Below are 18235 nucleotides of genomic sequence, written 5' to 3'. Positions count from 1 at the left end.
CGCCCCCTCACCGCTTCGTGAAGGTGAAGTCGTCCACGTCGAACAGGCCGCCGGAGCCGCTCCCCTTGAACACCAGGTACAGCGTGGTGGTGCCGCGCGGGGCACGGGACAGGTCGGCGGTGACGTCCTGGAAGTTCTCCCAGCCGCCGGTCACCGGCACGGTCGCGCTGCCGAGGACCCGGCCGGTCGGAGAGCCCGCGCGGACCTCCAGCCTGCCGCCGGCGCCCCCGGAGGAGACGCGTGCGGTGATCTTCGTGGCGTCGGACAGGACGTACGGCTCGAAGGAGATCCAGTCGCCGCCCGAGATGTCGCCGACCGTCTTGCCGCCGTGGGCCGTGTCCTTCGCCTGCACCACGATGCCCGAGGAGTCGTTGTAGTGCTCGGCCTGGCGGTGGGTGGGCTGGACGACGTTCTGGTCGTGGGTGGTCAGCGGGGCCTGGCCGCCGCCTCCTCCGTCGGTGTACTCGGCGTCGAAGACCCCGAAGATGTTGGCGTTCTCGTCGTGGCCGCCGTCGGCGCTGGTCTGGATGGTGCCGGTGCAGCCGTTGGCGGAGGTCACGGGGTGGCCGTGGCTGTCGTGGCCGAGGACGAAGGTGACCTTGACCTTGGAGCAGTCGATCGGCCGACCGTCCTCCGGGTCGCTGACCCTCACCTTGAACGGCACGGCGTCACCGAAGGCGAACAGCTGCCCGTCCGCCGGGAGTTGCAGCTCGACCTTGGGCGCGGTGTTGCCGACCACGATCTGCACGCTCGCGCTGCCGGTACGGCCCGAGGTGTCCTTCGCGGTCACCGTCGCCGTGTAGGTGCCGTTCTTCTTGTAGGTGTGCGTCGGGTTCGCCGCCGTGGACGTGCCGCCGTCGCCGAAGTCCCAGCTGTAGGTGAGCGCGTCACCGTCGGCGTCGCTCGTGCCGGCGGAGGAGAAGCGGACCTTCAGCTTCGCCTGGCCCGACGTGCGGTCGGCGGCGGCCTGGGCGACCGGGGAGTGGCCGTCGGTGGCGTTCTCTATGCGGTACAGGGCCGAGTGCTCGTCGCCGCCGAACCAGGAGATGCCGTAGTCGAGGACGTACAGCGCGCCGTCCGGGCCGAAGGCCATGTCCATGATTTGGGTGCCGGTCCAGGGCACGTTGGCGATCGACTGCACGGTGCCGTCGGCGTCGCTCGTGATCCGCTTGATCCAGCGACGGCCGAACTCACCGGCGAAGAAGTCGCCGTCGTACGCCTGCGGGAACTTCACCGGGGAGTCGAGCGCGGCGTCGTAGTGGTAGACCGGGCCGCCCATCGGGGACTCGGAGCCGTCGCCGAACTCCGGGACGGAGGCCCCGTCGTAGGGGATCCAGGCGGGCTCGGCGGGCGGCAGGTCGGTGAGGCCGGTGTTGTTCGGCGAGGTGTTCTTCGGGGCCGCGCAGTCGAAGGCCGCGCCCGAGGTGCCGGTGTCGAAGTCGTAGTCGACGTAGGCGTCGTTCTTGCCGGTGCAGTACGGCCAGCCGAAGTTGCCGGGCTTGGTCACGCGGGCGAACTCGACCTGTCCGGCCGGGCCGCGCGAGGCGTTGGCGGCGCCCGCGTCGGGGCCGTACTCGCCGACGTAGAGGACGCCGGTCTCCTTGTCGACGCTGAAGCGGAACGGGTTGCGGAAGCCCATCGCGTAGATCTCGGGGCGCGTCTTGTCCGTGCCCGGCGCGAAGAGGTTGCCGTCGGGGACGGCGTACGAGCCGTCGGCGTTCACCTTGATGCGCAGGATCTTGCCGCGCAGGTCGTTGGTGTTGCCGGAGGTGCGCTGGGCGTCGAAGGCCGGGTTGCGGTTGGACCGCTCGTCGATGGGGGTGAAGCCGTCCGACTGGAACGGGTTGCTGTCGTCGCCCGTCGACAGGTACAGGTTGCCCGCCGCGTCGAAGTCGATGTCGCCGCCGACGTGGCAGCAGATGCCCCGGGAGGCCGGGACGTCGAGGACCTTCGTCTCGCTGGCCTTGTCGAGGGTGCCGTCGGTCTTCAGGACGAAGCGGGAGAGCCGGTTGACGCCGTCGAAGGGCGCGAAGTCGGCGGCCGTTCCGGTCTCGGGGGCGTCACCGGCCGGGGTGTTCAACGGGGGCGCGTAGTACAGGTAGATGAACCGGTTGTCGGCGAAACCCGGGTCGACACCGATGCCCTGGAGACCCTCCTCGTCGTGGCTGTACACGTCGAGCTTGCCGGCGAGCCTGGTGTTGCCCGCCGTGTCGGTCAGACGCAGTTCGCCGTCGCGCGAGGTGTGCAGGACCGACCGGTCCGGGAGGACGGCGAGCGACATGGGCTCGCCGACCTCCGGTTCACCCTTGGCTAGGGTGACCTGCTGGAAGTCCTCGGCCGCGGCGGCAGCGGCGGACTTCGGGTCGGCGTCGGCCGCGCCCGCGGCGGGCGCGGTGAGCGAGAGCGAGGCGCCCGCGAGCAGCAGACCGCTCAGCAGTGCGATCGGCCCGCGCAGCCTGCGGCGTCTGCGGATGCTGGTGGGGTGTCTGTCGTCGTCGTACGGGTGCACGAAATGCCTCCAGAGAGGGGCTGGTCGTACGGAGGTGTACGGGTGTGTGCGGTACGCCGGGGTGCGCCGTCACCCCGGAGACATGACCGGGCCGTGGGGGCCCGGTCGACAGGTGGCCCTGCGTCGCCTGGGCCTAGTCGTTGCCGCCGAACGCCGCGTCGAAGGCGGCCGTCGGCGGTTCGAAGTCGAACGCCTTGAGGCGGGTCAGGGCCTCGGGTGCGCCCTGGAGCCGGTCCATGCCGGCGTCCTCCCACTCGACGGAGATCGGTCCCCGGTAGTCGATCGAGCGGAGCATCCGGAAGACGTCCTCCCAGGGGACGTCGCCGTGGCCGGCCGATACGAAGTCCCAGCCGCGGCGCGGGTCGCCCCAGGGCAGGTGCGAGCCGAGGCGGCCGTTGCGGCCGTCGAGGCGCTTGCGGGCCTCCTTGCAGTCGACGTGGTAGATCCGGTCGCGGAAGTCCCAAAGGAAGCCGACCGGGTCGAGGTCCTGCCACACGAAGTGCGAGGGGTCGAAGTTCAGGCCGAACGCCGGGCGCCGGTCCACCGCCTCCAGAGCGCGCTGGGTCGTCCAGTAGTCGTAGGCGATCTCGCTCGGGTGGACCTCGTGGGCGAACCGCACACCCTGGGCGTCGAAGACGTCGAGGATCGGGTTCCAGCGCATCGCGAAGTCGTCGTAGCCGCGCTCGATCATCGACTCCGGGGCGGGCGGGAACATGGCGACCAGGTGCCAGATGGCGGAGCCGGTGAAGCCGATGACGGTGTCGACGCCGAAGGCGGCGGCGGCCCGCGCGGTGTCGGCCATCTCGACGGCCGCCCGCTGCCGTACGCCCTCGGGTTCGCCGTCGCCCCAGATGCGGGCGGGCAGGATGGCCCGGTGGCGTTCGTCGATGATGGCGTCGCAGACGGCCTGTCCCACCAGGTGGTTGGAGATGGCCCAGCACTTCAGGCCGTACTTCTCCAGAAGTTGGTGACGGGAGTCCAGGTACGACGAGTCGGCGAGGGCCTTGTCGACCTCGAAGTGGTCGCCCCAGCAGGCGAGTTCGAGGCCGTCGTAGCCGAAGTCGCGGGCGAGGCGGCAGACCTCTTCGAGGGGCAGGTCGGCCCACTGGCCGGTGAAGAGCGTGAAGTCGCGCGGCATGTCCGAGGCCTCCTCAGACCGTGGTGGGGGTGTGGGTCGGTGTGTAGACGGAGTTCTTCTCGGCGCTCTCCTCGACCGCCGCGAGGACGCGCTGCACCTGGAGCCCGTCGGCGAAGGACGGCTCGGGCCTGCTCCCTGCCGCGACGGCGTGCACGAGGTCGCGCGCCTGGTGGACGAAGGTGTGCTCGTAGCCGAGGCCGTGCCCCGGCGGCCACCAGGCGTCCAGGTAGGGGTGATCGGGCTCGGTGACCAGGATGCGGCGGAAGCCCGCGTGGGCGGCGGGTTCGGTGTGGTCGTGGAAGGCGAGTTCGTTGAGCCGTTCCAGGTCGAAGGCCAACGAGCCGCGCTCGCCGTTGAGTTCGATGCGCAGGGCGTTCTTGCGGCCGGTGGCGAAGCGGGTCGCCTCGAAGGACGCGACGGCGCCGGAGGCGAAGCGGCCGGTGAACAGGGCCGTGTCGTCCACGGTGACCGCGCCCCGTCCGGCCGTGCCGCCGGAGGACGCCAGACCGCTGGACGCACCTGCGGGCAGCGGCCGTTCGCGTACGAAGGTCTCCATCAGCGCGGACACGCCCGTCACCGGCTCTCCGGCCAGGTACTGCGCGAGGTCGACGATGTGGGCGCCCAGGTCGCCGAGCGCTCCGGAGCCGGCGGACTCCTTGCGCAGCCGCCAGGTGAGGGGGAACTCCGGGTCCACCAGCCAGTCCTGAAGGTACGTCACCCGCACATGCCGCAGGGCGCCCAGTCGGCCCTCGGCGACCATGCGGCGGGCGAGCGCGGTGGCGGGGACACGGCGGTAGTTGAAGCCGACCATGGCCAACCTGCCGCGCGTGTACGCCTCTTCGGCCGCCGTCGCCATGGCCTCCGCCTCCGCGACCGTGTTGGCGAGGGGCTTCTCGCAGAGCACGTGCTTGCCGGCGGCCAGCGCGGCGAGGGCGATCTCGGCGTGGCTGTCCCCGGGGGTGCAGATGTCGACGAGGTCGATGTCGTCCCGGGCGATCAGCTCCCGCCAGTCGGTCTCCGTCCCGGCCCACCCGTGCCGGTCCGCCATGGCCCGCACCGCGTCCGCGTCCCGCCCGCACACGGCGGCGAGCACCGGACTGAGCGGCAGGTCGAAGACCCGCCCCGCCGTACGCCACCCCTGCGAGTGCGCGGCCCCCATGAAGGAGTACCCGACCATCCCGACCCGCAACGACGGCTTGTCCGGCCCACCGGCGAGCCCGGCCCCGGCACGGGTACGGACACCGGTCGTCGTCCCGGTCCGGGCTTCGCCCTGGGCCGGCCCGCCCCCGCCGCCTGCCACGATCCCGCCTCCAGCCCTGCGACCTGCCCCGGCGTCCGACCCCGCGGCTCCTGACTCCTCCGCCTCGGCCTGGTCGGGCTGTTGCGGCTGTCCCATGCGTGTGTCCTCCTCGTGGTCGCGGCGCGGTGGGGGGTGGGGCCCGAGTCGGTGGTCCGGGGCTCCGTCCTGCGCTGCCCCGGACCTCGTCGCCGTTCGGGCCCGTCCGGCGGGAGCCGTCACTTGAAGCCGGTGGGCATGTACTGGTCGACGTTGTCCTTGTCGACGACGGCCGAGTAGAGCGTCAGCGAACTCGGGATCTCGAACTCGGCGAGACCACCGACCCCCTTGCCCTGGCCGAGTGCGCGGGCGAGGTCGATCGCGGAGGCGGCCATGGTCGGCGGGTAGAGGACGGTCGCCTTCAGCACCCCGTCGCCCTTCTTGATCGCCTGGAACGCGGACAGCGCGCCCGCGCCGCCCACCATCAGGAAGTCGTCGCGCCCGGCCTGCTCGATGGCGCGCAGGGCACCCACGCCCTGGTCGTCGTCGTGGTTCCACAGCGCGTCGAAGTTCGACTGCGCCTGGAGGAGTTGGGCCATCTTGGCCTGACCGGACTCCACCGTGAACTCGGCGGCCTGCCGGGCCACCTTCTTGATGTTCGGGTAGTTCTTCAGCGCGTCGTCGAAGCCCTGGGTGCGCTGCTTGGTCAGCTCCAGGTTGTCGAGCCCGGCGAGCTCGATGACGCGGGCGTCGCTCTTGTCCTTGAGCTGCTCGCCGATGTAGTGCCCGGCGTTGAGGCCCATGCCGTAGTTGTCGCCGCCGATCCAGCAGCGGTACGCCTGCGGGGAGTTGAAGATCCGGTCGAGGTTGACGACGGGGATGCCGGCCCGCATCGCCTTGAGGCCGACCTGGGTGAGCGCCTTGCCGTCGGCGGGCAGCACGACCAGGACGTCGACCTTCTTGTTGATGAGGGTCTCGATCTGGCCGATCTGCTGGGCGGTGTCGTTGGAGCCCTCGGTGATCTCCAGCGTGACGTCCTCGTACCGCTCCGCGCGGCTCTTGGCGTTCTGGTTGATCGCGTTGAGCCAGCCGTGGTCGGCCTGCGGTCCGGCGAAGCCGATGGTGACCGCCTTGCCGGGCTTGTCGTCGGCGACCGTCTGCTCGTTGCCGGCCGGATCGTCCTTGGATTCATTGCTGGTGCAACCGGCGAGGAGGGCGCCGGCCGAGACGGCGGCGGTCCCGAAGAGCAGTCCTCTGCGGCTGGTGAACTGTGACATGGCGGTGAACCTTTCCCGTGTCGGCTCTTCGGTGGTTCAGGTCGAACTGGCCGTACGTCGCTGGACCAGGACCGCGGCGACGATGATCGCGCCCTTGGCGATCTGCTGGACATCGGTCTGCAGGTTGTTGAGCGCGAAGATGTTGGTGATCGTGGTGAAGATCAGGACGCCGACGACGGAGCCGGTGATGGTGCCCCGGCCGCCGCTGAGCAGGGTGCCGCCGATGATCACGGCGGCGATGGCGTCGAGTTCGTAGAGGTTGCCGTTGGTGTTCTGGCCCGAGCCGGACAGCACGATCAGCAGGAACGCGGCGATGCCGCAGCACAGCCCGGAGAGCAGGTACAGGTAGAGCCGCTGGCGGCGGACGTCGATGCCCGCGAGCCGGGCCGCCTCCGCGTTGCCGCCGACGGCGACCGTGCGCCGGCCGAACGTCGTGCGGTTCAGCAGCAGCCAGCCGATGATCGTCACGAGCGCGAAGACCAGGACGAGCGGCGGGACACCGAGGATGTACGCGTCGCGCTCGCCGAGGTCCAGGATGGCGTCCACGCCGACGATCTGGGTACTGCCGTCGGTGATCTGGAGGGCGAGGCCACGCGCCGAGGCGAGCATGGCGAGGGTGGCGATGAAGGGGACCACCCCGCCGTAGGCGATGAGCAGCCCGTTCACCAGGCCGCAGCCGACGCCGACGATCACCGCCGTGAAGAGGATTCCGGCGAAGCCGTACTCCTGGGTGGCCACGGTCGTCGCCCAGACGGAGGCCAGGGCGACGATCGCGCCCACGGACAGGTCGATGCCGCCGGAGGTGATGACGAAGGTCATGCCGACGGTGACGACACCGATCACCGAGGCCTGGGTGAGGACGAGTTGGAGGTTGCGGGTGTCGAGGAACTCGTCGGGTTTGGTGACGCCGCCGATGACGATCAGCGCGGCGAGGACGCCGAGGAGCGAGAGGGTGCGGACATCGGCGCGGAAGACGAGGGCACGCCAGGCCGGCGGCTCACTGACGGGTGTCACCTTGTCGGCACTGCCCCGGGGCGGGGACACGGGCTGGGTCATGACGCCGGGCTCCCTTCTGCGGTCACGGGGCTTCCTTCCATCACAAGGTCGAGTACGCGGTGTTCGTCGAGTTCACGGGCGGGTGCGGTGTGGACGACCCGGCCCTCGCGCAGGACGAGCACCCGGTCGGCGAGGCCGAGGACTTCGGGCACCTCGCTGGAGACCAGCAGCACGGCGAGCCCCTCGTCGGCGAGCCGGCGGACCACCGCGTACAGCTCGGCGCGGGCACCCACGTCGACGCCCCGCGTCGGCTCGTCGAGCAGCAGGACCCGGCAGCCGCGCAGCAGCCAGCGGGCGAGGACCGCCTTCTGCTGGTTGCCTCCGGAGAGGGTGCGGACCGGTACGTCCGGGTTGTCGGGGCGCAGGGACAGCTCGCGGGTCGCGGCCCGTGCGGCGCGGTGTTCGGCGCCCCGGTCGATCCAGCCCACGCGTGCGTAGCGGGACATCGACGACACGGAAACGTTTCTGGTGACGGACTCAAGCATCAGCAGCGCCTGCGCCTTGCGCTCCTCGGGGGCGAGTCCGAGCCCGGCCCGTACGGCGGCCCGTACACTGCCGAGCCGCAACGGCCGCCCGCCGACGCTGACCTGACCGGCCGTTGGCTTTCGGGCGCCGTAGATCGTCTCCAGGATCTCCGACCGTCCCGAGCCGACGAGTCCGGCGAGGCCGACGATCTCGCCGGGGCGCACCTCCAGGTCGAACCCCTCGAACTCGCCGGTGCGCGCCAGCCCCCGCACCTCCAGCACGGGCGTCCCTTCTGTCGGCGGCACGGACGGGCGATCGGGAAACACGTACTCGACGTTCCGCCCCGTCATCAGCGCCACGACCTCGCGCGTCGGCGTCGACTTCGCGGGCAGCCCGCCCGCCACGGCCCGCCCGTCCTTCAGCACGGTCACCCGGTCGCCGATCCGGCGGATCTCCTCCAGGCGGTGCGAGATGTAGACGACGGCCACCCCGTCGGCGGTCAGGTCCCCCACGATCCTGAACAGGTTGTCGACCTCGTCCGGGTCGAGCGCGGCCGACGGCTCGTCCATGACGATGAGCCGTACGTCGTGGGAGAGCGCCCGGGCCATGGAGACGATCTGCTGCTGGGCGGCCGACAACTCACCGACCAGCCGCGCCGGATCGACTTCCGGATGTCCAAGTCGCTTAAGCAGAGCTGCTGTTGACGCACGAGCTGCTTTGCCCCGTACGACGAAGCCGGCGGCGGTGGGTTCATGCCCGAGGTGGACGTTCTCGGCCACCGACAGGTGTTCCACCAGGTCGAGTTCCTGGTAGATGGTGGCGATGCCGAGGCCCATGGCGGCGATCGGGGACTTCAGGGTGACGGGTTCGCCCCGCCAGGTGATCGTGCCGTCGTCGGGCTGGTGGGCGCCGGCCAGGACCTTGATCAGGGTGGACTTCCCGGCTCCGTTCTGGCCGAGCAGGCAGTGGACCTCTCCGGCCTGGACGTCGAGATCGACGCCGTCCAGGGCCCGGACCCCGGGGAACGACTTGGTGATACCGGACATGGTGAGCAGCGGTGGTTCTGGTGCCATGAGTTCCCCTTGGCGGGCGTGCGGGCCGGTTGCAGGGCGAATCCGCCTGCTGGGCAGGCGTGTTCGGGCAGGGCGGAGCAGGGCGCGTCGGAGCGTGCGCCGTGCCTGTGTGCTGTGTCGGTGGGGAAGCCGGCGCGCGCTCGCGCGGGCCTACGCGGGTGAGAACAGGTGGTCGCTGATGAGACGGGCCGCGCCGATGACTCCGGCGGTGGGCCCCAACTCCCCCAGCACGATGGGCAGATTGCCGGTCGCGAGAGGCAGTGACTGACGGTAGACCTGGGTGCGGATGGCGGCGAGCAGGGTGTGGCCGAGGCCGGTCACCCCGCCGCCGATCACCACCAGGCCGGGGTTGAAGAAGCTGACGAGTCCGGCGATGACCTGGCCGGTGCGGTTGCCGCCCTCGCGTATCAGGTCGAGCGCGGTGGCGTCGCCGGCGGCGGCCGCGGCGGCCACGTCGACGGCGGTCAGGGTGCCGTTGGTCTCCAGGCGGGCGGCCAGTTCGGCCGAAAGTCCCTGCTGGGCGGCCTCCTTGGCGTCGCGGGCGAGTGCGGCGCCGCTGAAGTGGGCCTCCAGACAGCCCCGGTTCCCGCAGGCGCAGGGGCGGCCGTCCGGTACGGCGAGGATGTGCCCGATGTCGCCGGCGCTGCCCGTCGCACCGCGGTGGACCTCGCCGCCGACGATGATGCCGCAGCCGATGCCGGTGCCGATCTTGACGCAGAGGAAGTCGCCCACGGAACGGGCCACGCCCGCGTGCTGCTCCCCCATCGCCATCAGGTTCACGTCGTTGTCGACCATGACGGGGCAGCCGAGTTCCTGGCTGAGCGCCTCGCGCACCGGGAACCCGTCCCAGCCCGGCATGATCGGCGGGGCGACGGGGACGCCCTCGGGGAAGCGGACCGGTCCGGGGACGCCTATGCCGGCGCCGTCGAACCCCTCCGCGAGCCCGGAGGCCTTCAGCTTGGCTGCCATGGACAGGACTTGCTCGAAGACGGCGACCGGACCGTCCCGTACGTCCATGGGCTGGTTGATGTGGCCGAGGATCTCCAACTCCGGTGTGGTGACGGCCACGTCGATCGAGGTGGCGCCGATGTCGACGCCGAGGAAGCGGAGTTGGGGGGCGAGCCGGATGTTGTGCGAGCGGCGGCCACCGCGCGAGGCGGCGAGCCCGTCGGCCACGACCAGTCCCGTCTCCAGGAGCCGGTCCACCTCCACGGCCAGCTTCGACCGGGACAGATCGATCCGGTCCCCCAGCTGCGCACGGGAGTTGGGCCCACCGTCCCGCAACAGACGCAACAGCCTGGCCTGATGCGCGTTGGCGGGTCGAGCCGTCATACGTCTCACAAGCCCCTCCCCGCCTCAACCGGCCTCTACGTCCGTCAGGTTCCGGCCAGATCCCACGACCGACCTTTCGCAGGGGAACGTAGCAGCGACTACCGGGACTGGGAAGAAGTTACGCAGAGATTGCCGCCGACTTTCTCCACTCACAGGACAAAGGAGTGTTCGATACCCAAAAGATCTCGGACCCGCATGGTCGCAATGCATCAAATCAGCACACGAAGGGATAGTTCGCTTGTGCGACGCATGGTTGGGGTAGGTGACAGCGGCACCCCCTGTGGGGGGGTCGGGCAGGGGTCGACGGACGTGACGTGCCGCGCCCGTGACCCCGCGGCAAGGAGGGGGAAGATCATGAGCGACGGTACGAAGCGGGCGACAGCCGCGACCGCGACGGTGGTGCTCGCGACCGCGGTGAACGTGTTCACGGGTTTACTCACGGAGCGTTGGGCTTTGGCCTGGTGGGCCACGGTGATCGTCCTGGTGATCATCGGAGCGGGCCTGCAGGCGTGGCTGACGCTCTCGGACCGGGCCGGCCGGGCGACGTCCGTGACGGCCGCCGGAATCGGGTCGATCGCCGGCGCGGGGAGCATGACCGACGTCTCGACCGAGGTCACCCTGAGCCCGGCCACCCTCACGGCGGTCCGTCCGCTGCCGACGCCGGGCGAGGGGGTGAGCGCGTCCGGAATCGGTGCGGTCACCACGGGAGGCGACGCACGGAACGTGCACACCAAGGTGACCGAAGGGGATCCGACGGCGTCATGAAGAACCGCCCGGGCATACGGTCGAGCCTCCTTCGCCCGAACATCGTGAACGCCAGGGGCGTCGGCGTGGTCGCCTCCGGCGGTGACATGCGCAACGTCACGGTCTACGTCGGGACGGGACGGACGGAGGGCGAGTTCGAGGATCTCCGGACCGGATCCGAGCGTGCGGGGGTCGAACGATGGCAGGCCTCCGCCAAGTGGAAGGACGAGGCCTTCACCCAGCACTTCCTCCCGAAGGCCAGGGCGTCGGTCCGGTCGGACGGCGCCACCTGGGCATTCACCGGGCGGCAGGAGGCGCTGCGCCGGATCGCGACATGGCTGGCCGGCTCGACGAACAACCGGTCGGGCCTGATCGTGTCGGGTGGGCCGGGGTCCGGAAAAACGGCCGTTCTCGGGCTGGTGGCAACCCTGGCCGACCCCGATCACCACCCCAACGTGCCGCAGGATCGAGTCGGTGTGGGCGAGGAAGCGCTTCCTCGCTCTCACAGCTTCACCGTGGTCGTCTACGCGGCCGGGCTGAAGGCGGACGTGGTCATCGACGCTCTGTCGCACGCCCACCGCTCGGCGTCGTCGGCCACCCCGGTCGTCCTCATCGACGCGGTCGACGAGTCCGACGACCCGAATCTGCTGGTCGACGCCGTTGTGAAGCCACTGCTCATGGACGGCTCCGTACGCCTGGTCCTCGGTATGCGCACAGAACTCGCCTCCCGCCTCGGTGACCTGTGCGATGTCGTCGATCTCGACGGGGACTTCGCCGATCCGGAGGGCATGCGGCGCCATATCGAGCACGCCCTGTTGCAGGCGACCGAGGCCAGCCCGTTCCGTGGTCTGCCGGCGACGGTGTCACAGGTGGCCGAGGGCATCGCCCGAGTGGCGGGGCCGTCCTTCCTGGTGGGCCGTCTGCTGTCCCAGATGCTCGCCGGCCTGCCCGAACCCCCTGTCCTCAGACCTGGCTGGGAGGAGGAACTGCCGCGTCTGCCGGGAGAGATCCTGGAACGGGACCTGACCGAACGGCTCGGCCACGAGAAGGCCGCGCAAGCCCTGGATCTCCTGCGCCCGTTGGCCTTCGCCGAAGGCAACGGCCTTCCCTACGAGGACATCTGGGCGGCGCTCGCCGGCCGGATGGCGAGGCGGAGCTATGACCACACCAGCCTTCAGTGGTTGCGCAAGCACGTGGGAAGTTACGCGGTCAGGTCGACCGACCAGGGCCATGACGTCTACCGCCCCCACCATCTGTCGCTCACCGAGCATCTGCGCAGGGTGCCGGATCCGCAGGCGGTCCACCGGTGCTTCGTGGACTTCCTGGTCGAGCACACACCTCTCCGTGCCGACGGCACCCGGGACTGGCAGCGGGCGAGCTTCTACACCCGCGCCTACCTGGCCACCCACATCGCCAAGGCAGGCGGCCACGACGTCCTCAATGAACTGGTACTCGACCCGGCCTATCTGCTCGACGCGATCCCCCACCGGCTCCTCGGTGCCCTGGACGGTCACCGTCTGCCCGCCGACCGGGACATGACGGAGGTCCGAACGGCGATCAACGCCTACCGGCAGGCCGCCGCCGACTTCCGCCGCTCCACACCGGACCTGCGGCCGGCCGCCCTCGACCTGGCGGTCAGCACCCACGACGCCCGTACGCTCCGATCCCGCATGGAGCCGGTCCCCGACTCGTCGCCCTGGAAGGCCCGCTGGGTCGACATGCGGCCCCGGCGCAGCTGCTACACCCTCACCCGGCTCACGGGCGAGATCACCCGCATGACGGCGTTCACGTACGCCGGGGACAGACATCTGGCGGTCGCGTCCACCAAGGGCGAGATCGAGGTGTGGAACGTGGATGTCGGCCAACGGGTCATCAGGGGTACCGTCGTCAACGGCCAGCGCGTCACGGGCCTGGACATGGTGGTCGGGAACGGTCGTGTCTTCATGGCCACGAGCAGCGCGACCGAGGTCGAGCTGTGGGACATGTTCCGCGGGAAGCAGCCGCTGTGCAGCCGGCCCGTCGACAACGCGGGCTACGACAGCGAAACGACCGCCGTGGCCTTTGCCGAGGTCGGCGGCGATCTCCTCCTGTTCTGCCTGAGCGACGGCTTGTCGCTGTATCGGTTCGACGTACTGCGGGCGACGCCCCTGCCTCCTCTTTGCCTGGACAGGGCATGCGACTTCATGCGGAGCAACGCGTCCGTCGCGGTGACGGCGGTCGCGGGGAGGCTGTCGGCCGTGGTCAGTGACTGGTACGGCGTCATGCTCATCGACCTGGAGACCGGCCGTACCCGGCAGTGCTCCGGCGGAAGCGGCTACGCACGAGGCATACAGATCGTCCCCGGGACAGACCCGCCGCAGTTCCTGGTGGGGCAGAACTCCCACAGGATCTTCCGGCTCCATCCGAACCAGGCCCCTCAGCAGATCCGCACCTGCCCGGAGAGCGTCTGCGACGTCGATGTCCGCACGCGGAACGGCGACACCTTCGTCGTGGCCGGGTACGACTACTGCGAACGGCCGTTGGAGGTCTTCTCACTGACACGGCCCGACGTCGCCGTTTCCGACTTCTACGACACACGATCAGCCGTGAGTCAGGTTCGCGTCATGGAACTGCGCCACGGTCATGTGGTGATCGCGGCCGGGGAGCGCTCCGGCACCGTACGGATCTGGGACTTCCCCGAGGTGCCCGAGTGAGCCGTACGGATCGATTCAGCGAACCCATCGCCGTCCACACCGCCCAACTGGGCGACCGACGTGTCGTGGTCGTGGTCCACCCCGGCTTCGCCCTCGTGCGGAACTCGTCCGACGGTGCGGAGATCACGCGCCACGACCTGCCGTACCCTGCGGAGAAATCCGTCTGTCTGGCGTACGAAGAGTCCCCCCTGCTCATCGCGAACTCTGCGGAGAAAGTGTTCGTGTACAACCTGGGGGATGCGACGAGCGAACACATAGGCTCCTGCGCGTCGAACATCTCGGCCCTGACAGCGGGACTTCTGGGCGGGAAACTCGTGGTCGCCGCGGGGGACCGCCGGGGATCCGTCGGAGTCTTCACCCTCGACGACGCGGAGTGGTCCCATGAAGTGATATCCGCCCATCGGAACACCGTGATGTCGGTCTCTCTCGGAAAAGTGCGGGGGCGACCGTCCATCGTGAGTTGCGCGAACGACACGACGGTAACGCACACGTCCATAGGCACGAAGGCCTCACGCGTTCTCTGGCGAATCAACTGGGAGAGGGACAGCCCTTCCTCGGCCGATGTCTCCTGTACGTGGCTCCATCACGGCAATGATTTTCTCTTCGACCTCGAACAGGCGATTCACGCCCGGGCTTGGCGTTCTGATTCAGGCTCTGCCGTCGAGCTCCTCCACAGCCGCATGGAAGCCGTTCAGAAGTGTGCCGTCGTCAACTCGGGGCGCTTGTCGTTCATCGTCGTCACGGGCAAGGACGTGCTCGACACGATGATGTCGGTCGGGGAACTGCCGAGCCGTTCCGTACCCCTTTCCCACACCATGGCTTTCGCCAGTCCAGGGCGGCTCGCGGTCGTCCTGCCGATCCGTGGCGGCGCACTCCTGGCGCTGACTCAGGGATCGAGCGTCCGCATCACCTCTGTGCGGGTGACGCGCACTTGGCACTGGTTCTACAACTCGATGTGCCTTCTGGGATTCGGCGTCATGCTCTCGGTGATCAGAGACAGTCCGAGCCTGTGGCCGCTGCTCTTCCTCACCGTCCCGATGGCCTTCCAGGTGTTGCAGCGCCCGACCGTGCGCAGCGTCGCCGGCCGAGATCTCGTCGACATCGATCTGCACAGCGAAGCCATCGACGTCGACTTCGACGGCCCGGACGCGTTCGTGACCCTGAGCCATGGAGGCGTAGCCACGTTCGATCTGTCCGATCCGCGATCCTGAACCGTCGCCGCCTACGGCCGGGGCCGCTCGTGATACGTCTTCCGCGTGTGCTCCGTATGCGCCCGCATGACCTCCGTCGCGCGTTGTTCGTCGCGGGCGGAGATGGCGGTGATGAGGTCGCGGTGTTCGATCCAGGACTGGTGGCCGCGCCGGCGGGCCACGGGGGTGTAGTACCAGCGGACGCGGCGGTCGACCTGGGCGGCGAGTTCGGCGAGGACCGTGTTGCCGGCCAGTTCCATGACCTTGGCGTGGAAGCGGGCGTTCATGGCGACGGCCGCGTCGACGTCGTCGGCGGCGACGGCTCGCTCGCCCTCCGCGCAGAGTTCCTCCAGCGCCGTGATGCCCGCCGTGCCGGCGTTCGCCGCGGCGAGGCGGGCGGCCTCGGCCTCCAACAGGGTGCGGACCGTGAGGAGTTGGTCGGCCTCCGCCTCCGTCGGCTCGTGGACGAAGGCACCCTGGGCGGGCCGGAGGTCGACCCAGCCCTCGGTGTTGAGGCGTTGCAGGGCCTCGCGGACGGGCTGCCGGGACACCCCGAGGTGCCCGGCGAGTTCGCTCTCGACGAGATGCTGGCCGGGGCGCAGCGCGCGCGTGGTGATGAGTTCGAGCAGGGCTTCGTAGACGCGGTCCCGCAGGGGACCGGGGCGTTCGAGCTTGGGTACCGCCCCTTGCGGAAGTCCGGTCGACAACATCGGGTCCCCCTCCAGAGCACCACTGGGTGTACTGCACACGGAAAGTCAACGGCCCGTACTGGAAAGAACTGGAAAGTCCGAGTCAACAGCCAGTATGGATTGTCTTTCGTCTACAGTCTACGACCCGCGATGGCCAGGGGACCGACGAGTATGCCTCGTCACATCGCTGTGCACATCACCGCGAACGCCCTGCTCACGGGCAGCGGACCACCTGTCCCGCGTACGACAGGTTGCCGCCGAAGCCGAACAGCAGCACGGGGTCGCCGCTGGAGATCTCGCCGCGTTCGACGAGCTTGGAGAAGGCGAGGGGGATGCTCGCGGCCGAGGTGTTGCCGGAGTCGACGACGTCCCGCGCGACCACGGCGTTGACCGCGCCGATCTTCATGGCGAGGGGCTCGATGATGCGCAGATTGGCCTGGTGGAGGACGACCGCGGCGAGGTCGGCGGGCGTGAGTCCCGCCTTCTCGCAGGCCGCGCGGGCGATGGGCGGCAGCTTGGTGGTGGCCCAGCGGTAGACACTCTGGCCCTCCTGCGCGAAGCGCGGAGGGGTGCCCTCGATGCGTACGGCGTTCCCCATCTCGGGCACCGATCCCCACAGCACCGGCCCGATGCCGGGCTCCTCGGCGGCCTCGACGACGGCCGCGCCCGCCCCGTCCCCGACGAGGACGCAGGTCGTGCGGTCGGTCCAGTCCGTGACCTCGGACATCTTGTCGGCACCGATGACGAGCGCCCGCGTGGCGGCGCCGGCACGCACGGCGTGGTCGGCGGTGGCGAGGGCGTGGGTGAACCCGGCGCAGACGACGTTGACGTCCATGGCGGCCGGGTTCGGGATGGAGAGCCGGTTCGCGACCCGGGCCGCCATGTTCGGGGAGCGGTCGATGGCGGTGGAGGTGGCGACCACGACCAGGTCGATGGCCTCCGGGCCGAGACCGGCCGAGGCCAGCGCCTTGGCGGCGGCGTGGCCCGCCAGCTCGTCGACCGGTTCGTCGGGACCTGCGATGTGCCGGGTGCGAATGCCCACACGGCTCGTGATCCACTCGTCACTCGTGTCGACCAGGCCCGCCAGGTCCTCGTTGGTGAGGATCTTGGCGGGCTGGTAATGGCCGACGGCGGCGATTCGCGAGCCGTTCATGGGTGGTTCCCCTCGTTGCCTGTGGTCAGCGGGATCCACCAGTCTGATCAGTGACTCGCGGGTACGAGGGCGGGTGAGGCGACAGTAATGCGTGGCCCGGGTTGTGGGCTTCTGTCAGACCCCAGGAGATCCGCGCACTCACCCGGTGAACAGTTGCGTAGCCTTTCGTACCAGTTCGTACAGTCCGTAACCGAGCGGCACCCCCACCCACACCCAGGCGAAGACGATCAGGGGTCGTCGGTCAGGCGGATTCGGACTGCTGTCGCTGGACGACATCGGCGGCCTCCCTCGGGGCGGGGATGTGGAAGCGGGGATGGACGGGCCGGACGAGCTCGTTGGCGACGAAGCCGATGGCGAGCAGCCCGATCATGATGAAGAAGGACATGCCGTAGAGGTCGGGACCGGACTTGCCCGCCTCCTCCTGCCGGTCCGCGATCCAGTTGACGATCAGCGGTCCGAGGACGCCGGCCGTGGACCAGGCGGTGAGCAGCCGACCGTGGATGGCACCGACCTGGTAGGTGCCGAAGAGGTCCTTCAGATAGGCGGGGATCGTGGCGAAGCCACCGCCGTAGAAGGACAGGATGACCAGGGCGCAGACGATGAACAGCGGCTTGGCGGAGTCGCCGAACAGGGCGATCAGCAGATACATCAGCGCGCCCACGCCCAGGTAGACGCGGTAGATGTTCTTGCGCCCGATCAGGTCGGACGTGGACGACCAGGTGATACGGCCCGCCATGTTGGCCGCGGAGAGCAGTGCGACGAAACCGGCGGCCGCGGTGACGGAGACCGGGGTGGAGGAGTCGGCGAAGAAGTCCGTGATCATCGGGGCGGCCTTCTCCAGGATGCCGATGCCCGCGGAGACGTTCATGCAGAGGATGACCCACAGGCACCAGAACTGCGGGGTGCGGATGGCGTTGCGGGCCGAGATCTGCGGGCCCGCCAGGACGCTCGGTCCGGTGTCGACCGGCCTCTCGGTGCGCGGGACCCGGACCAGCAGTACGCCGAGCAGCATGAACACGGCGTACGACAGTCCGTGCACCAGGAAGGCGAGGGCGATGCCGGAGGAGTCGGAGCCGAAGGACTCCAGCATCTGGGCGGACCACGGCGAGGCGATGAGCGCGCCGCCGCCGAAGCCCATGATCGCGATGCCGGTGGCCATGCCGGGCCGGTCCGGGAACCACTTGATCAGGGTGGAGACGGGCGAGATGTAGCCGATTCCGAGGCCTATGCCGCCGACGAAGCCGTAGCCGAAGACGATCAGCCAGTACTGCTCGGTGGCCGCGCCGAGCGAGGCGATCAGGAATCCGGAGGAGAAGCAGATCAGCGCCACGGTCATCGCCCAGCGCGGCCCGTTGCGCTCGACGAGGGTGCCGCCGAACGCGGCGGACAGGCCCAGCATGACGATGCCGAGCTGGAACGGCAGGGCGCTCTGCGTGCCGCTGAGGCCGAGCGCGGATTCGAGCGGCGGCTTGAAGACGCTCCAGGCGTAGGCCTGTCCGATGGAGAGATGAACGGAGAGCGCGGCCGGGGGAACGAGCCAGCGGCTCCAGCCCGGGGGTGCGACGGGGGGACTCATGATCCCGGACGGTAGGCAGTGGCACGGGAGTTGAGAAGGCGGCACGTCGACCGTATGCGATGAA

Annotated in this window: 14 protein-coding genes; 3 read left to right on the top strand and 11 right to left on the bottom strand. The window is 69.7% G+C overall.

Annotation, left to right across the window (positions count from 1 at the left end; genetic code table 11):
* Positions 1 to 7 precede the first annotated feature (7 nt).
* The 7 genes from OG202_RS40455 to OG202_RS40425 form a co-directional block, all read right to left on the bottom strand.
* Positions 8 to 2509, bottom strand: coding sequence for a PQQ-dependent sugar dehydrogenase (locus OG202_RS40455; RefSeq protein WP_327726914.1), 2502 nt, complete (start codon positions 2507 to 2509; stop codon positions 8 to 10).
* Between the two features lie 133 nt (positions 2510 to 2642).
* Positions 2643 to 3647: a sugar phosphate isomerase/epimerase family protein gene (locus tag OG202_RS40450; RefSeq protein ID WP_327726915.1), complete on the bottom strand. Its 1005-nt coding sequence runs from the start codon at positions 3645 to 3647 to the stop codon at positions 2643 to 2645.
* A 13-nt stretch (positions 3648 to 3660) separates the two neighbouring features.
* Entirely contained in the window at positions 3661 to 5043 is a 1383-nt protein-coding gene (locus tag OG202_RS40445; RefSeq protein ID WP_326574737.1) for a Gfo/Idh/MocA family protein, read from the bottom strand.
* Positions 5044 to 5162: 119 nt separating this feature from the next.
* The gene (locus OG202_RS40440) at positions 5163 to 6200 is read right to left on the bottom strand and encodes a substrate-binding domain-containing protein (protein ID WP_326574738.1); all 1038 of its coding nucleotides are present in this window, start codon (positions 6198 to 6200) and stop codon (positions 5163 to 5165) included.
* 36 nt (positions 6201 to 6236) lie between these two features.
* Positions 6237 to 7256, bottom strand: a complete 1020-nt coding sequence (locus OG202_RS40435) for an ABC transporter permease (RefSeq protein WP_326574739.1) — start codon at positions 7254 to 7256, stop codon at positions 6237 to 6239.
* Positions 7253 to 8794, bottom strand: a complete 1542-nt coding sequence (locus OG202_RS40430; RefSeq protein ID WP_326574740.1) for a sugar ABC transporter ATP-binding protein — start codon at positions 8792 to 8794, stop codon at positions 7253 to 7255. Before OG202_RS40430 ends, OG202_RS40435 begins: the two co-directional genes overlap by 4 nt.
* 150 nt (positions 8795 to 8944) lie before the next feature.
* A complete protein-coding gene (locus tag OG202_RS40425) occupies positions 8945 to 10126 on the bottom strand; it encodes an ROK family transcriptional regulator (protein WP_326574741.1) in 1182 nt (393 codons plus the stop codon).
* A 354-nt stretch (positions 10127 to 10480) separates the two neighbouring features.
* Here OG202_RS40425 and OG202_RS40420 point away from each other — a divergent pair, with 354 nt between their 5' ends.
* From OG202_RS40420 to OG202_RS40410, 3 genes are read left to right on the top strand one after another with little or no spacing between them, the layout of a single operon-like run.
* A complete protein-coding gene (locus tag OG202_RS40420) occupies positions 10481 to 10891 on the top strand; it encodes a hypothetical protein (protein WP_328224366.1) in 411 nt (136 codons plus the stop codon).
* Positions 10888 to 13563 carry a hypothetical protein gene (locus OG202_RS40415; RefSeq protein WP_328224365.1) on the top strand — a complete coding sequence of 892 codons (2676 nt, stop codon included), beginning with the start codon at positions 10888 to 10890 and terminating at the stop codon, positions 13561 to 13563. Before OG202_RS40420 ends, OG202_RS40415 begins: the two co-directional genes overlap by 4 nt.
* Complete coding sequence (locus OG202_RS40410; RefSeq protein ID WP_328224364.1) at positions 13560 to 14774, top strand: hypothetical protein; 1215 nt, start codon at positions 13560 to 13562, stop codon at positions 14772 to 14774. Before OG202_RS40415 ends, OG202_RS40410 begins: the two co-directional genes overlap by 4 nt.
* Positions 14775 to 14785: 11 nt before the next feature.
* On the opposite strand, the gene OG202_RS40405 is transcribed toward OG202_RS40410, so the two are convergent.
* The 4 genes from OG202_RS40405 to OG202_RS40395 all read right to left on the bottom strand — a co-directional run bounded on the left by OG202_RS40405 (position 14786) and on the right by OG202_RS40395 (position 18171).
* Positions 14786 to 15463: a GntR family transcriptional regulator gene (locus tag OG202_RS40405; protein ID WP_327726922.1), complete on the bottom strand. Its 678-nt coding sequence runs from the start codon at positions 15461 to 15463 to the stop codon at positions 14786 to 14788.
* A gap of 193 nt (positions 15464 to 15656) precedes the next feature.
* Positions 15657 to 16595 (bottom strand): beta-ketoacyl-ACP synthase III, encoded by a 939-nt coding sequence (locus OG202_RS40400; RefSeq protein ID WP_327726923.1) that lies wholly within the window; start codon positions 16593 to 16595, stop codon positions 15657 to 15659.
* Between the two features lie 138 nt (positions 16596 to 16733).
* The gene (locus tag OG202_RS46655) at positions 16734 to 16871 is read right to left on the bottom strand and encodes an MFS transporter small subunit (protein WP_442811158.1); all 138 of its coding nucleotides are present in this window, start codon (positions 16869 to 16871) and stop codon (positions 16734 to 16736) included.
* Positions 16837 to 18171 carry an OFA family MFS transporter gene (locus OG202_RS40395; RefSeq protein WP_326574744.1) on the bottom strand — a complete coding sequence of 445 codons (1335 nt, stop codon included), beginning with the start codon at positions 18169 to 18171 and terminating at the stop codon, positions 16837 to 16839. The genes OG202_RS46655 and OG202_RS40395 overlap by 35 nt, the downstream gene beginning before the upstream one ends.
* Positions 18172 to 18235: the final 64 nt, after the last annotated feature.

Source organism: Streptomyces sp. NBC_00310, assembly GCF_036208085.1.
In the GTDB taxonomy this organism is placed as follows: domain Bacteria; phylum Actinomycetota; class Actinomycetes; order Streptomycetales; family Streptomycetaceae; genus Streptomyces.
This window is presented reverse-complemented; position numbering and strand designations above follow the sequence as displayed.